Raw genomic sequence first — 14,561 nt, forward strand, 5'->3', positions numbered from 1 at the left:
GGGGGATTAACCAGTGGGCACTGGTTGAGGTGATCTTGGCTCGGCTTGACCGACAGTGTGGAACGGTCACTAGCTGTCTTTTACCCGGCCTGTGAGTCTGATTGCAAGCCTTTTCGGCGCCGCGACGGACAACGAGGTCTTCGACATGGCAAAGAAGCCGGTATCAACCAATTCCGAGAGAGTGAGGAGAATGCCCCTCATGTCCGATTGGTATGGCGAACCGTTGGACGACGGGTTCGTCGCGCACCGGCTCACCGAACTGAGCGACTACCAGATGTCGAACGGCTGCCTGGCCGAAGTCCAGGTCGGGGACGAGGGCGAATTGTGGTTGCTGTGCGACGCGCAGACCCGGCTGTCCGAGCGGGTCGCGCTCGCCGACGCCGCGAGGAGGCGGCCGTGAGCGTCCCCGAGCACGAATCCCCGGCGGTGGAGTCGTACGTCCGGCTCAAGGTTCTCGGGATGCACCTCAAGGCGCACGGTTTCACCGTCCATCACGTGGCCGGAGGGCTGGTCGTCCGCAACGTGACCTCCACCGCGCGAGGCCTCTGCGGGGGCGGAGGCGTGGCCGGCGACACCATCATGTGCCGGCCGCACGACGGGGACGGGGGCCGCTACTGGTACTACACGTCTTGGCGGCAGCCCATCGCGGAGTGCGAGCGCATCACCGACGCCCTGGTGATGATCAAGGGCTACCTGGGAGCCCCCGCTTGAACGCCGCCGACGACGGGACGTGGCGGCTGGACGCGGCGTCCTACCTCGCCGCGTTGAGGCGTGAGTTTCCGGGGTTCGGCATCATCGCCGACCCGGGACGTCCGATCTGGATCGCGGTCCGGGGCAACGACGTGTTCATCAGAGCGTCGGACGGCCCAGTTCTCCGACGGCGCCTTCTGGAGTTGTCCCGGCGCTGACGCCAGGCCATCCCCACTGGCGCCGCCTTCGGCGAGATCAGCGCGACCGCCTCGGTCGGTTCAGGGGGCGAACGCGCGGAGGGTGATCTCGACCAGCGCGTCCGCGTACTGAGGTGTGAGAGGTCCCGACCGGTGAAGCCAGCGCTGGTAGAGCGGCGCGTACAGCACCTCCAGCACTAGGTCGAGGTCGGCGTCCGCGGCCAGCTGGCCCGCCTGCTGGGCGCTGCGCAGCCGTTCCTTCTTGGCGTCGTCCACGGGGCCGGCCAGCTTCTCGCGGTACAGGGCCGCGAGTGCGGGATCGCCGATGATCTCCAGGTTGAGCGCTCTGACGGGCGCCTCGAACGCCGGGTCGGCGAATTCGGCGACGGTCGCCCGCATGACGGTCTTGAGGTCGGCCTCGAGGTCACCGGTGTCGGGCAGCCGCACCCCCTCGCCGGTTTCGCTGAGCTCCAGGAACGAGTCGAAGATCACCGCGCCTTTGGACGGCCACCAGCGGTAGATCGTCTGCTTGCCGACTCCCGCACGGGCCGCGATGGCCTCGATCGACACCTTCGCGTATCCGAGTTCGGAGACCAGATCGCGTGCGGCGCCGAGGACCGCCCGCCGTGACCGCTCGCTGCGCCGGGCGGGGTTCGGCTTACCAGGGTGGGACACGTCCGGAATCGTAGCACCTGGCGAGACGAGACGTTCCGTCTTGACTTCGATGGGGACGTCCCGCATACTCCAACGAAACGAGACGAACCGTCTCGTCTCACATAAGAATGGAGAACGCATTGACGACTGCGAGAGTTTGGTTCATCACCGGCGCGTCGAGGGGCCTGGGCAGGGCGTTCGCCGAGGCGGCGCTCGCCGCGGGAGACCGCGTCGTGGCCGCCGCGCGTGATCTCGGCCCGCTCGCTGGCCTGGCCGCCGCCCACCCGGCCCGGCTCGTACGGCTGACGCTCGACGTCACCGATCGGGCGGCCGCCCGGACGACGGTGGACCAGGCCGCGGCGGCGTTCGGGCGGCTCGACGTCGTGGTCAACAACGCGGGGGCGATGCTGCTCGGCATGGTCGAGGAGGCGGACGAGGAGCAGATCCGCGCACAGTTCGACGTCAACTTCTTCGGCGCGGTCTGGGTGGCGCAGGCCGTGGTGCCGCACCTGCGCGCACAGGGTTCCGGCCACATCTTGCAGGTCACCTCGATGGGGACCGGTGGCGGGGTCGCGTCCGCCGGGTTCTACGCGGCGAGCAAGAGCGCGCTCGACTCGCTGAGCCAGGCGCTGGCGATGGAGGTGGCGCCGTTCGGGATCAAGGTGACGATCGTGCAGCCCGGCGGATACGGCACGGACCTGTTCACGCGCGGCACCACGATGACCGAACCGCGCCCGGAGTACGAGCCGCTACGCGCCCGGCTGGCCGAGATGTGGGGCGAGGACGCCGGTCCCGACCCGAGCACCGCGGCTCCGGTGATCACGGAGTTGGCCGACCTGGCGGAGCCGCCGCTGCGCCTCATCGTCGGCAGCGCCTCCTACGACATGGTTCAGCAGATGGACGAGGCCCGCACGGCGGAGTACCGGAACTGGGAACACCTCAGCCGCAAGGCGCCGGGCTGACCCGCACGGGCGGACTCACCCCGGCGCGGGGTCGGCCGCCGGTTCAGGTCCGGCCGTGAGGGCGGCGTCCACGCCGGCGGCTACCTGTGTCGGTCGAATCCGGCGGCGGTGAACGCCTCGAAGTCGGGAAGCTTGGACTCCGGGTCGTCCTCGTCTTCGCCGTTGGGGAAGCCGAACTTCTGGTGGTCGCCGATGAGCAGTGCGTAGACCATCTCGGCGAGGTCGCAGGTCAGTGGCGGGCCCTGGTCGTTGCTCCGGGGCCAGAAGATCAGCGGCCAGGACTCCGGGTCGTGGCCCTCGGTCAGCCAGCCCAGGCAGTCGCCGTGCGCGGTGTCGGCGACCGGCAGGAAGCCGCCCGGCTCCGGCCACACCGGAAGGGGGAACTCCTCCGGCCAGTCGGCGCGCAGCGTGCGGTACCCGTCACGGGCCACCGCGGACTTCTCCGGCATTCCGAACCTTCCCGATCGTCCCGGCGGGAAGAACTTCAGCCAGCCCGCCCACACCCCGGCGCCGTAGTGGTTGATCAGATCCACGTACTCGTTCGGCAGCCGGGTGCCCATGTCCGCGAAGACCGCGTCCCAGTCGCGTTCACCGATGTAGGGGGACTCGGGTGGTGGGACCAGGCTCAGAAGGATGCGCAATGCGGAATCGGCCATGTCCCGAGATTATGGCGATCACCTATGACACTGTCCTCGATTCCCCAACCAGAGGCGGTCGACGACTTACAACTCAGTACTGGGCGTCAGGTGGTGGGTTCATGGAACCTCCGCGCTGTTCGCAGGCACAGGAGGGCTGTCAGGGCGGTGAGGGTGGCCAGGGCGAAGGCTGTGCGCATACCGGTGAGGGTGTAGTCGGACAAGGCCCAGGTGGTGGTGGCCAGGGCCGGGCCCAGCGAGAAGCCGAGCTGGCGGGCCAGGCTCTGGGCGGCTCCCGCCGTGCCCTGGAGGTCGGGCGGGGCGTTCGACATGAGCATCGCGAAGCTGGGGCCCGCGAAGAGGCCGGTGCCCGCGCCGATGACGGCCAGGCGCCAGCTCAGGTTGGACGGGTCCCAGCCGGCGGCGACCGGGACGAGGAGAAGAACGCCGAGCGTTGTGACCGCCGCGCCCAGGGCGGCGGTGCGGGACGTCCCCCAGCGGTCGCCGAGGAAGCCGCCAACCGGGCCTGCGGCGACCATCGCCACCGGGAACGCCAGGATCGCCGTGGCCGTGGCGATCGGTGAGAGGTGCAAGGTTCGCTGTAGGTAGAAGGGCGCCAGGAACTCGACCAGGGAGATCACCAGGGCGTTCAGCATGATCGCCTTCACCGGTGCCGAGGCCATGGGGATGCGCAGAAGTGCGCGGAGGGGTTCGCTGGTTCTCGTCCGCCACCAGATGAGCAGCGGTGGGACGCCCGCGAGGGCGACGGTCAGGTAGGGGAGGCCGTGGCTCGCTGAGACGGACAGGGCGAGGAGCAGGGCCACGGCGGCGGTGCCCAGGAGGGCTGTTTCGGCGAAGAACGTCCGGTCGGGCAGGCGCAGGGAGTCGGGGGTGAGGGTGGTCAGGGCGATGGCGGTCACCACGACGCCGACCGGAATGTTGATGTAGAAGATCCACGGCCAGCCCCATGCCTGGGTGATCAGGCCGCCGAGGGGCGGGCCGCTGACCGCGCCCAGCGGGCCCAGGGTCATGACCAGGGCGCTTGCCCGTCCGGCCTGATCGGGGCCGACGGCCCGGATGGTGATGGACGGGATCACCGCGAACAGCACCGCGGCGAACACGCCCTGGGCGACGCGGGCCACGACCAGGTGGGCGAACGCCGGGGCGAGGCCGGCGGCGAGGCTGCTCAGAGTGAAGCCCGCCACGGCCAGGAGGAGCGCCGAGCGCGGGCCCGTCCGGTCGAGCCAGCGGCCGGCGGGCAGGGTGAGGGCGATCAGGGGCAGCAGGTATCCGAGGACGACCCATTCGGTGGCGGACGTCCGGACGCCGAAGTCCCGCTCAAGGGCGGGGAGCGCGACGGCGACGATGCTGGTGTCGAGGGTGGCCATGAAGACGACGAGGCCGCTGCCGGCGACCGGCCACCAGTGATTGCGCATCAAGAAATCCATCCATAGAACTTCACGTTATGTGTAGTTCTTGAAATTACACAGTGCGTGAAGTTCTAGCAAGGGCCGGGCTGGGAGCATGGGGGCATGGCCAGGTCGATCGAGGAGCCGCGGAACGCGCGCAGCCGGCGTTCCCGGGCGGCGTTGCTGCGAGCGGCGCGCGAGCTCGTCGAGGAGCACGGGATGGGGGCGACGACCATGGCGGCCGTCGCCGAACGCGCGGGAGTGTCGCGGCGGGCCGTCTACCTGCACTTCGCGTCGCGGGCCGACCTGATCAGCGAGCTGTTCGACTACGTGAACGAGGTCGAGGACCTTGAGGGGCGGTTCGCGCCCGTCGGCGACGCGCCGGACGCGGTGGCCGCACTGGAGGTGTTCGCGCGGCGGCACGCCGAGGTCATGCCGCGGATCATCGCGGTGTCGCGGGCCGTGGAGCGGGAGGCGGGCAGCGACCCGGACGCGGCGCGGCACTGGGAGACCGCGATGTACTGGCGGTACGAGACCAACCGTGCCCTGATCACGCGGCTCGACGAGGAGGGCGCGCTCGCCCCGGGCTGGACGGTCGGCACCGCCACCGACATGCTGCTCGCGCTCATCTCGAACGGGGTGAGCACGACGCTGCTGGACGAGCGCGGCTGGACCCCCGAGCAGATCGGCGAGCACATGGCCCGGCTGCTGCGGTCGACGTTCGTCGCGGGCGGGTAGGACCGTCCTCCAGCCCCCACCCACCGCCAACCAAGCGACGAGCTCCGCTCGACGACCGTCCTCCAGCCCCCACCCACCACCAACCAAGCGACGAGCTCCGCTCGACGGTAAAAGTTCGGCGGTACCCCCGTTCGGGGGTGGCGTGGGTCACCCGGCATGACGACGATCCTTCGTACCGGGTGTCCGTGCGGCTTCGAGGAGAGACCATGCCCGCAGTCGAGTTCCGTGCGGCGCGCGACTTCCTGCTCGCGCATCGCGATGACTACGCGACCGCGTACGAGAAGTTCCGCTGGCCGGTGCTGACCGGCTTCAACTGGGCGCTGGACTGGTTCGACAAGATCGCCGAGAGCAACGACTCGCCCGCGCTGTGGATCGTGGAGGAGGACGGCTCGGAGGCCAGGTACTCGTTCTCGCAGATGTCGCGGCGGTCGAACCAGGCGGCGAACATGCTGCGGCGCGCGGGGGTGCGGCGCGGCGACCGGATCATCCTGATGCTCGGCAACCAGGTCGAGCTGTGGGAGACGGTACTGGCCGCGATGAAGATCGGCGCGATCCTGATCCCGTGCACGCCGCTGCTGGGCACGGCGGACCTCCGGGACCGGCTGACGCGCGGCAAGGCACGTCACGTGGTGGTCGGCTCTGCCGACACGGGCAAGTTCGACGGCGTCGAGGGCGACTACACGAAGATCGCGGTGGGCGACCCCGTGGACGGGTGGGTGCGTTACACCGACGCCTACGAGGAGGCGGAGTCGTTCACGCCCTACGGCCTCACCATGTCGCAGGACACGCTGCTGCTGTACTTCACGTCCGGGACGACGGCGAAGCCGAAGCTGGTCGAGCACACGCACGCGACGTACCCGGCGGGGCACCTGTCGACGATGTACTGGATCGGGCTGCGGCCCGGCGACGTCCACCTGAACATCTCGTCGCCGGGGTGGGCGAAGCACGCGTGGAGCAACGTCTTCGCGCCGTGGGACGCCGAGGCGTGCGTGTTCATCTTCAACTACACGCGGTTCGACGCGGACCGGCTGCTCGACACGATCGAGCGGTGCGGCATCACGAGCTTCTGCGCGCCGCCGACGGTGTGGCGGATGCTGATCCAGTCCGATCTGGGACGGCTGGCGGCGCCGCCGCGAGAGGTCGTCGCGGCGGGCGAGCCGCTCAACCCCGAGGTGATCGAACGGGTCCGGGACGCGTGGGACCGCACGATCCGGGACGGGTTCGGGCAGACCGAGACGACCGTGCAGATCGCCAACACGCCGGGCCAGCCCGTCAAGCCGGGTTCGATGGGACGCGCCGCGCCCGGCTACCGGGTGGCGCTGATCGATCCGCTGACCGGGCAGCCCGGGGACGAGGGAGAGATCTGCCTTGAGCTGGAGGATCCTCCGCTCGGGCTGATGAAGGGCTACCACGGCGACGACGCGCGCACCGAGGAGGCGATGGCCGGCGGCTACTACCACACCGGCGACATCGGCTCCCGGGACGAGGACGGCTACATCACCTACGTGGGGCGGGCCGACGACGTGTTCAAGGCGTCCGACTACAAGATCTCGCCGTTCGAGCTGGAGAGCGTGCTGATCGAGCACGAGGCGGTGGCGGAGGCCGCCGTGGTGCCCTCGCCCGACCCGGTCAGGGCCGCCGTCCCGAAGGCGTACATCACGCTCGCGAACGGCTGGGAGCCGACCGCGGAGACCGCGAAGTCGATCTTCGAGCACAGCCGGGCGCAGCTGTCGCCGTACAAGCGGATCCGGCTGCTGGAGTTCGCCGAGCTGCCGAAGACGATCTCCGGCAAGATCCGCCGGGTCGAGCTGCGGACCAGCGAGATCGACAAGCACCCCGGCGCGATTCCCGGTGGGGGGACGACCCCCCACACCCCCCGGAACGGCGTGGTGGACCGGCCGGCCGGTGAGTACCGGGAGGAGGACCTGCGATGACGCTCTCCTACGCCTCCGGGGTCTCGGCCACCCCGCTCCTCGGCGACACCATCGGCGCGAACCTCGACAAGACGGTCGCCGCGTTCTCCGAACGGGAGGCGCTCGTCGACAGGGCGTCCGGCCGCCGCTGGACGTACGAGCAGTTCTCCGACGATGTCGAGGCCGCCGCGCTCGGCCTGCGCGACCTCGGCGTCGTCAAGGGCGACCGGGTCGGGATCTGGGCGCCGAACTGCGCCGAGTGGATGCTCGTGCAGTACGCCACGGCCAAGCTCGGCGCGATCCTCGTCAACATCAACCCCGCGTACCGGGTCCACGAACTGGAGTTCGTCCTCAACCAGGCGGGCATCCGGACGCTGGTGTCGGCGTCGTCGTTCAAGACGTCCGACTACGCGGCGATGATCGAGGAGGTCGGGCCGAAGTGCCCCGCGCTGCGCGACGTCGTGCTCATCGGCACTCCGGACTGGGACGCACTCCTGGAGTCGGGCCGGATCGGTGATCCGTCCGTCCTCACCGAGATCGGCCGGACGCTCAGCACCGACGACCCGATCAACATCCAGTACACGTCCGGGACGACGGGTTTCCCCAAGGGCGCGACGCTGTCGCACCACAACATCCTGAACAACGGCTACTTCGTCGGCGAACTGTGCGGCTACGACGAAGAGGACCGCATATGCGTTCCCGTGCCGTTCTACCACTGCTTCGGGATGGTGATGGGCAACCTCGCGTCGACCAGCCACGGCGCGTGCGTCGTCATCCCCGCACCGGCGTTCGACCCGAAGGCGACGCTGGAGGCGGCCGCGGCCGAACGCTGCACGTCGCTGTACGGGGTGCCGACGATGTTCATCGCCGCCCTCGCCGAGCCGTCGCTGGACCGGCTGGACCTGTCCGCCCTCCGCACCGGGATCATGGCCGGGTCGCCGTGCCCGGTCGAGGTGATGAAGCAGGTCATCGAGCGGCTCGGGATGAGCGAGGTCGCGATCTGCTACGGCATGACGGAGACGTCGCCGGTGTCGACGCAGACCCGCGCGGGCGACTCCCTCGACCGGCGCGTGTCGACGGTCGGGACCGTCCTCCCCCATCTGGAGATCAAGGTCGTCGACCCGGCCACCGGCGTCACCGTCCCGCGCGGCGAGCCCGGCGAGTTCTGCACGCGCGGCTACTCGGTGATGCTCGGCTACTGGGAGGAGCCGGACAGGACGGCCGAGGCCGTCGACGCGGCCCGCTGGATGCACACCGGCGACCTCGCGGTCATGGACGACGACGGCTACGTCAGCATCACCGGCCGGATCAAGGACATGGTCATCCGCGGCGGCGAGAACATCTACCCGCGCGAGATCGAGGAGTTCCTCTACAGCCATCCCGACATCGTGGACGCGCAGGTCATCGGCGTCCCGGACGAGAAGTACGGCGAGGAGCTGATGGCGTGGGTGCGGCTGCGCGAGGGCGTGCCGGACCTGACCGCCGGGGAGCTGCGCTCGTTCTGCGAGGGCAGGCTCGCCCACTACAAGATCCCGCGCTATGTGCATGTCGTCGACGAGTTCCCGATGACGGTCACCGGGAAGGTCCGCAAGGTGCAGATGCGCACCGAGGCCGTCGACATCCTCGGCCTGGACGACACCGACCAGACCTGAGCGAAGCGAACCGCGAGGTCCTCCCCCACACGGAACACGACCGAGTTTTGGGGTGGGCGGCTCTTTCGTCACGGGTCCCGGGCGGGGCATGCTCTGAGGATGGGTGCGCCTACGCCGGGGGGCCTGAAGGGCCGTCCCCCCAGAATGTCGCGTGATGACGCGGGTGCCGTCCGGTCGGCCGTGCTGACGTTGCAGCGCACGACCGGCCTCCCCATGGTCTTCGGTGGTGCCGTGTCCGGCGGCGGGCAGGACCGCCTGCGCATCACCGAACTCGTCGGCAACACCACCGACTCGCTGAACGGCCTGGTCGTCCACCACGGCAACGGGCTCGGCGGCAAGGCGATGGCCATGGGACGCCCCCTGTGGGTGAGCAACTATCCGTGCTCGGCGTCGATCAGCCACGACTACGACAAGCCCGTCGGCCGCGAGGGTCTGCTGTCGATCGTCGCGGTCCCGATCGTCGTCCGGCGGCGGGTCCGCGGCGTCCTCTACGGGGCGCTGAGGGAACCGCTGTCGCTCGCCGACCGCGTGGTGGGCTCCGCCGTCCAGGCGGCCCGCGACCTCGAACAGGACCTCGCCGTCCAGGACAGGGCGGACGAGGCCCTCGCCCGCACGCTGCCGAGCACGTCGACGGCCCGGTGGGAGGAGGTCAGGGCCGTGCACGCCGAACTGCGCGCCCTGGCGGAGGAGGTTCGCGACCTGCCGACCCGCGACCGGCTCCGCGCGGCGTCGCTGCGCCTGGCCGCCGCCGGGCTGGACGAGCCGGGCGGGTCCCCGCGGCCCGTGCTGTCGCCGCGTGAGCTGGACGTCCTGTCGTACGTCGCGATCGGCTGCACCAACGCGGAGGCCGCCGACCGTCTCGGCCTGCTGCCCGAGACGGTGAAGAGCTATCTGCGTTCGGCGATGCGCAAGCTCGACAGCCACACCCGCCTGGAGGCCGTCACCACCGCCCGCCGCGCCGGCCTGCTCCCCTGACACCAGCCCCAGCCACGCAACGACCCAAACCGTCGCGATCGCGACCGAAGGCAGGTTTCGAGCGAAGCAAGAAACCTGATCGCGCAGCGAGCCGCAGGGCGAGCCGGAGCGATGCAGCGATCGCACCGCAGTTCGCGCCGAAGGCGGGCCCCCAAGGCCGGGGGCCGACTACACGACGCCAAGGGAACTGCAATAAACACCGCCCGGCGACGGGGTCAGCGTCGCGGATGGTGGACGTCGTCCAGGACAGATCGGCCCCCGTGGCGCACTGCCTGGACGGAACGGTCACCACTCGCCGGCTGCGCCGGGCCGTGATCGCACGGCCGTCCCGCCTCGTTCCCGGGCAGGGACGTCCGGCCCCGTTGTGCACTGGAAACCGTAACACCTCGGCGAACAGAGTTGTTCATGGTTAATCGATTTCGTCATGCGCCACGAACCCGTTGGTAGCTTGTGGGGGTGGACTCCGACGGCTTCACCTCGCTGCCGCGCGGGCGCCATCACCTCACCCGCGAACAGGTCGCGGCCTCCCAGCGGGACCGTCTGCTCCAGAGCATGACGCAGGCGGTCGGGGAGAAGGGGTACGCCCGCACATCCGTCGCCGACGTGCTCAAGCGGGCGCACGTGTCCCGCGAGACGTTCTACGAGCATTTCACCGACAAGCAGGCGTGCTTCCTCGCGGCCTACGAGGCCTCGGCGGAGCGCATCATGGGCGTCGTCAACGAAGCGCTCGCGGCCCGCGACCAGCCGCTGATGCTGAGGCTGGAACGCGCCTTGCGCGCCTACCTGCGGGAACTGGCCGCCGACGGGGGCGCGGCCCGCACGTTCCTGCTGGAGATCTACGCGGCGGGGCCGGCCGCGGCGGCGCTGCGCTACACGGTGCAGCGCGGCTTCATCGAGATCATCGACGGGCTGCTGGAGGAGGACGAGCGGTTCCGTGCGCTGCCCGACCCGCAGTTCGCGTGCCGGATGCTCGTCGGCGGGGTGGCGTCGCTGGTGACCGGGAAGGTCGCGATGGGCCAGCACGCCGCGCTTCCCAAGCTCTGCGCACCGATCCTGGCGCACTTCAGGTCGCTGCTCGACCAGTAGGCCGCCGCCCGGCCGCGCGTCAGAACCACGTCCGGACGTAGTCGACGACGGTGGGGTGTTCGGCGCCGGCGTCGTCGACGACCGGGAGCATCGTCCACTTGTCGAGCGCGGTGCAGGGGTGCGAGAGGCCCAGCCTGACGACGTCGCCGATCTCGGCGGAGCCGTCCACGAGGTAGGCGTGCTGGTCGTTGAGGGCGGTGATCCGCGCGCCGTCCACCGGCTCGGCGCCCTTGCCCCGGACGAGCTGCGGCTCGGGCAGCCCCGCGTCGAACGACAGGTCGCGCCTGCCCGCGTCCAGGATCGCGAGGGCGGGATCGGGACGGGACATGACGCGCGCCCAGGCGTGCATGGCCGAACGCAGCCGCGACCCGGCGCCGCCCGCGCCCCGCGCGAACGGCGAGATGCCCCGGTAGAAGCCGTCGTCGTGGACGATGTACGCGCCCGACCGCAGCACGACCCGCCCTTCGAGGCCCCCGAGGACCTCCGCGACCTGGTCGAAGAACGCGCTGCCGCCCGCCGACACGACCGGCTCGCCGGTCTCGTACTCCAGGCCCCGGTACAGGTTCGCGAGCCTGCGCAGGTAGGCGTCGACCGTGCCGCGTCCCTCCTCGGACGCGTCGTGGGCGAGGGCGCCCTCGTAGCCGGCGATCCCGACGAACCGGAGAGTGCGGGCCTTGCGGACGGCGTCCGCGACGGTCCGGGCGTCGCCGTCGTCCCGCACGCCCATGCGCCCGCCCGGGCCGCCGAGTTCGACGCACACGTCGACCTGCCGCTGGGCGCGGGCCAGGCGCAGCGCCTCGTCCATCAGCTCGACCGCGCGCACCGAGTCGACCCAGCACTGGAACTCGAACTCGGGGTTCCACTCCAGCTCGGCCGCCAGCCACGCGAGACCGGCAGGGTCGAGGAGTGTGTTGGCGAGCAGGACGCGGCGGACGCCGAACGCGCGGGCGACGCGGAGCTGCGGAAGGTTCGCGAGCGTGATGCCCCACGCGCCGGCGTCCAGCTGCGTCCGCCACAGCGCGGGGGCCATCGTCGTCTTGCCGTGCGGGGCGAGGTCCATTCCGGCGGCGTCCGCCCACTCCGCCATCGCCCGGACGTTGTGGTCGAGGGCGCCGGCGTCCAGGGTCAGCAGCGGCGTCCCGAAGTCGTCCAGCGGCAGCCGCTCCCGGCGGGCCTCGCCGACCGTCAGCCCGTGCGCGGACACCGGGATCGCCTTGAACCGCCAGTCGAGCCGCTCGTCGCCGAGCGCGTCCACGGCCTTGCCGTCGATTCCCACTTAGGACCTCCCGTTAGAAGCAGCGCCGTGCAGGCGTCCGGTCGCCACCAGTTCCAGTGTGATGAGCACCGCGATCGACTCGATGGCCAGGAGCCCGATGAGGACGAGAAGCTGGATCGCGCCCGCCTCGATCGGGTCGGCGCCGCCGAGGAGCACGCCGACGAACGCGCCCGGCAGCGTCACCAGCCCGACCGTGCGGGTCTGGTCGAGGGCGGGGTACAGCGCGAGCGCGGCGGCCGGACGGCACACCTCCAGCGCCGCGTCCCGGGGCATGAGGCCGAGCGCGAGCCCGCCCTCGTACTCGCCGCGCCGCGTCGTCAGCTCGTCCAGCGCGCGGCGCCCGGTGAGGCCGGTCGCCGTCATCGCGCCGCCGATGAAGATCCCCGCGATCGGCAGGACCGCGACCGGGCGCGACGGCACCAGCGTCGAGCCCAGCAGCAGCGCGAGGACGGGCGCGACCCCGGCGGCGATCGGCACGACCGTCCACCCACCCGACCGGGCGGCCGAGCCGGTGATGCGTTTGCCCGCGGTCGCCGCGGCGACGGCGACCATGCCCGCGATGAACACGGCCGTCCATCCGGCGCTGCGCAGCACCGCCGCGATCAGGAGCGAGACGACCGTGAGCTGCACGGCCGCCCGCACCGAGACGACGAGCACGTCCCGGCCGAGACCGAGATCACCGAACCGGACCAGCAGCGCGGCCGACGCCGCGAGCGCGAGGAGTACCAGCGCCAGCACCGGCCCGATCTCGGGCGCCGCACTCACACGTCCGCCGATTGAGCCAATTGTGATCGCATAGCACTCTCCTACCCGCTCAAAACCCCGATAGCGTGGGGCTTGTGGAGGTTGATGTGGCAGGTGGGACATCCCGCCGCAAAGCTCTCTGGTTGCTGGGTGCGTTCACCGGTCTCACGGCCCTCGGAGCGGACGCCGCCCGTCCACAGGACGGTCCCGGTGCGGCGGCGTCGGCGGAGACCACCCCCCGTGCACGGCCGGTCATCACCCCGACACCGACGCCGACCCCGACTCCCCGCCCCGCCGCGTGGACGCCGGCGAAGCTGACCGCGCTGGAGACGCCCGTCCGGGAGCTGTCGCAGCTGTCCCCGGCGCCGCCGCCGAACTCCATCGCGCTGACCCTCGACGACGGCCCGCACCCGAAGTGGACGCCGCGGATCCTCGACCTGCTGGCCGAGGAGGAGGTCCACGCGACGTTCTTCATCGTCGGGGAGCAGGTGAAGGAGCACCCGCGGATCACCCGCCGCATCGCCGACGCCGGGCACCAGATCTGCAACCACACCGAGACGCATCCGATGTCCATCGCGCGGATGCCGGAGAAGAAGGTCCGCAGGGAGATCGTCGACGCGCACGACCGGATCGCCGACGCCACCGGCGTCGTCCCGCGGTTCTTCCGGTCGCCGGGCGGCGCCTGGTCCAAGACCGTCCTCGAACTGACGGCCGAGAACGACATGCTGCCGATCGACTGGGCCGTCGACCCGCGCGACTGGGCGCGGCCGGGCGTCCGGCGCATCCGCAAGGCGCTGCTCAAGGGCAAGGACGGCAACATCCTGCTGTGCCACGACGGCGGCGGCGACCGCTTCCAGACCCTCAAGGCCCTGGAAGACGCCATCCCCAAGCTGAAGAAACGCGGCCTCACCTTCATCGCCCTCTGACGGCCCGAGCGCCCGTGACTCCGGGAGCCGCCCGTGACCCCGGCCGTCCTTCAGCGGGACCTTCCCGGCCATCTGGACGGCGGCCGCTACTCCCGGGGACGTAGCGGAGGAGCCCTCCGACGGATGACGACGCGTGCCGGACCCGCACCGGACGATCGCCGGTATCGCTCGATCCTTCGGAAGCCAAGGAGTGCAGTCATGCGCACGAACCCCCTCAGCCGGGCCGCGCTGGTCACGGTGACAGGACTGGTCACCGGGGCCGTCGGCCTGCTGATCCAGAAGGTGGCCGGGGTGGAGATGCCGCCCGTGCCGCCCGGCCTCGTCATCCTGGTGGTGGCCGCCGTCCTGATCACCGCGACCCGCTGGCGCTGGACGCTCATACTCGCCGTCCTGGCCGCGCTGGCCGAGATCCCCGGGACTGCGGGCAGCGCGCTCGACGCCGACTCGGCCGGTGAGATCGCCGGGGCGGCGGTCCGGGGCGGCGGCGCCGTCGCCGCCGTCGTCGCGGGCGTCGTGGCCGCGGTCGCGGCCTACCGTTCCCCGAAGCGGGCCGGGGAACCGGCGGCGCGGTGACCCCGCTGGTCGCTTCGCCCGTCCCGGCGCGCCGCCGAGGACGGGCGAAGCCCCGCCCGCGCCCGGTCGCGGCGCTCTGATCCCTCACCTCTGCGGGACGAGGAGCCGGGCGGACGGCGGGGACCGTACCG

Annotated in this window: 16 protein-coding genes; 11 read left to right on the forward strand and 5 right to left on the reverse strand. The window is 71.0% G+C overall.

Going from position 1 to position 14,561, the window contains the following annotated elements:
* Window positions 1–199 precede the first annotated feature (199 nt).
* The 3 genes from ACTWPP_RS05260 to ACTWPP_RS05270 are packed head-to-tail and all read left to right on the forward strand — an operon-like array spanning window position 200 to window position 908.
* Entirely contained in the window at window positions 200–400 is a 201-nt protein-coding gene (locus tag ACTWPP_RS05260; protein WP_443102935.1) for a hypothetical protein, read from the forward strand.
* Complete coding sequence (locus ACTWPP_RS05265) at window positions 397–711, forward strand: hypothetical protein (RefSeq protein ID WP_443102936.1); 315 nt, start codon at window positions 397–399, stop codon at window positions 709–711. Before ACTWPP_RS05260 ends, ACTWPP_RS05265 begins: the two co-directional genes overlap by 4 nt.
* Window positions 708–908 carry a hypothetical protein gene (locus ACTWPP_RS05270; protein ID WP_443102937.1) on the forward strand — a complete coding sequence of 67 codons (201 nt, stop codon included), beginning with the start codon at window positions 708–710 and terminating at the stop codon, window positions 906–908. Before ACTWPP_RS05265 ends, ACTWPP_RS05270 begins: the two co-directional genes overlap by 4 nt.
* Window positions 909–968: 60 nt before the next feature.
* On the opposite strand, the gene ACTWPP_RS05275 is transcribed toward ACTWPP_RS05270, so the two are convergent.
* Complete coding sequence (locus tag ACTWPP_RS05275) at window positions 969–1,571, reverse strand: TetR/AcrR family transcriptional regulator (RefSeq protein WP_443103409.1); 603 nt, start codon at window positions 1,569–1,571, stop codon at window positions 969–971.
* 110 nt (window positions 1,572–1,681) lie between these two features.
* On the opposite strand from ACTWPP_RS05275, the gene ACTWPP_RS05280 reads away from it, so the two are divergent.
* Window positions 1,682–2,503, forward strand: coding sequence for an SDR family NAD(P)-dependent oxidoreductase (locus ACTWPP_RS05280; RefSeq protein ID WP_443102938.1), 822 nt, complete (start codon window positions 1,682–1,684; stop codon window positions 2,501–2,503).
* An 80-nt stretch (window positions 2,504–2,583) separates the two neighbouring features.
* Here the strand turns inward: ACTWPP_RS05280 and ACTWPP_RS05285 are convergent, their stop codons facing one another.
* Both ACTWPP_RS05285 and ACTWPP_RS05290 read right to left on the reverse strand, forming a co-directional pair.
* A complete protein-coding gene (locus tag ACTWPP_RS05285; protein ID WP_443102939.1) occupies window positions 2,584–3,159 on the reverse strand; it encodes an SMI1/KNR4 family protein in 576 nt (191 codons plus the stop codon).
* Between the two features lie 86 nt (window positions 3,160–3,245).
* The gene (locus tag ACTWPP_RS05290; protein ID WP_443102940.1) at window positions 3,246–4,574 is read right to left on the reverse strand and encodes an MFS transporter; all 1,329 of its coding nucleotides are present in this window, start codon (window positions 4,572–4,574) and stop codon (window positions 3,246–3,248) included.
* Between the two features lie 96 nt (window positions 4,575–4,670).
* On the opposite strand from ACTWPP_RS05290, the gene ACTWPP_RS05295 reads away from it, so the two are divergent.
* The 5 genes from ACTWPP_RS05295 (at window position 4,671) to ACTWPP_RS05315 (ending at window position 10,911) form a co-directional block, all read left to right on the forward strand.
* The gene (locus ACTWPP_RS05295) at window positions 4,671–5,285 is read left to right on the forward strand and encodes a TetR/AcrR family transcriptional regulator (RefSeq protein WP_443102941.1); all 615 of its coding nucleotides are present in this window, start codon (window positions 4,671–4,673) and stop codon (window positions 5,283–5,285) included.
* A gap of 206 nt (window positions 5,286–5,491) precedes the next feature.
* Window positions 5,492–7,219, forward strand: a complete 1,728-nt coding sequence (locus tag ACTWPP_RS05300) for an AMP-binding protein (protein WP_443102942.1) — start codon at window positions 5,492–5,494, stop codon at window positions 7,217–7,219.
* Window positions 7,216–8,850 carry an AMP-binding protein gene (locus ACTWPP_RS05305; RefSeq protein WP_443102943.1) on the forward strand — a complete coding sequence of 545 codons (1,635 nt, stop codon included), beginning with the start codon at window positions 7,216–7,218 and terminating at the stop codon, window positions 8,848–8,850. Before ACTWPP_RS05300 ends, ACTWPP_RS05305 begins: the two co-directional genes overlap by 4 nt.
* A 144-nt stretch (window positions 8,851–8,994) precedes the next feature.
* Complete coding sequence (locus ACTWPP_RS05310) at window positions 8,995–9,825, forward strand: response regulator transcription factor (protein ID WP_443102944.1); 831 nt, start codon at window positions 8,995–8,997, stop codon at window positions 9,823–9,825.
* 456 nt (window positions 9,826–10,281) lie between these two features.
* Entirely contained in the window at window positions 10,282–10,911 is a 630-nt protein-coding gene (locus tag ACTWPP_RS05315; RefSeq protein WP_443102945.1) for a TetR/AcrR family transcriptional regulator, read from the forward strand.
* A gap of 19 nt (window positions 10,912–10,930) precedes the next feature.
* Here the strand turns inward: ACTWPP_RS05315 and ACTWPP_RS05320 are convergent, their stop codons facing one another.
* Entirely contained in the window at window positions 10,931–12,187 is a 1,257-nt protein-coding gene (locus ACTWPP_RS05320; protein WP_443102946.1) for an amino acid deaminase, read from the reverse strand.
* A complete protein-coding gene (locus ACTWPP_RS05325) occupies window positions 12,188–12,952 on the reverse strand; it encodes an ABC transporter permease (RefSeq protein WP_443102947.1) in 765 nt (254 codons plus the stop codon).
* 122 nt (window positions 12,953–13,074) lie between these two features.
* Here ACTWPP_RS05325 and ACTWPP_RS05330 point away from each other — a divergent pair, with 122 nt between their 5' ends.
* Both ACTWPP_RS05330 and ACTWPP_RS05335 read left to right on the forward strand, forming a co-directional pair.
* A complete protein-coding gene (locus ACTWPP_RS05330; protein WP_443102948.1) occupies window positions 13,075–13,857 on the forward strand; it encodes a polysaccharide deacetylase family protein in 783 nt (260 codons plus the stop codon).
* Between the two features lie 198 nt (window positions 13,858–14,055).
* Window positions 14,056–14,430 (forward strand): hypothetical protein, encoded by a 375-nt coding sequence (locus tag ACTWPP_RS05335; protein ID WP_443102949.1) that lies wholly within the window; start codon window positions 14,056–14,058, stop codon window positions 14,428–14,430.
* Window positions 14,431–14,561 lie beyond the last annotated feature (131 nt).

The organism is Actinomadura sp. 3N407 (assembly GCF_052245875.1).
Taxonomy (GTDB): domain Bacteria; phylum Actinomycetota; class Actinomycetes; order Streptosporangiales; family Streptosporangiaceae; genus Spirillospora.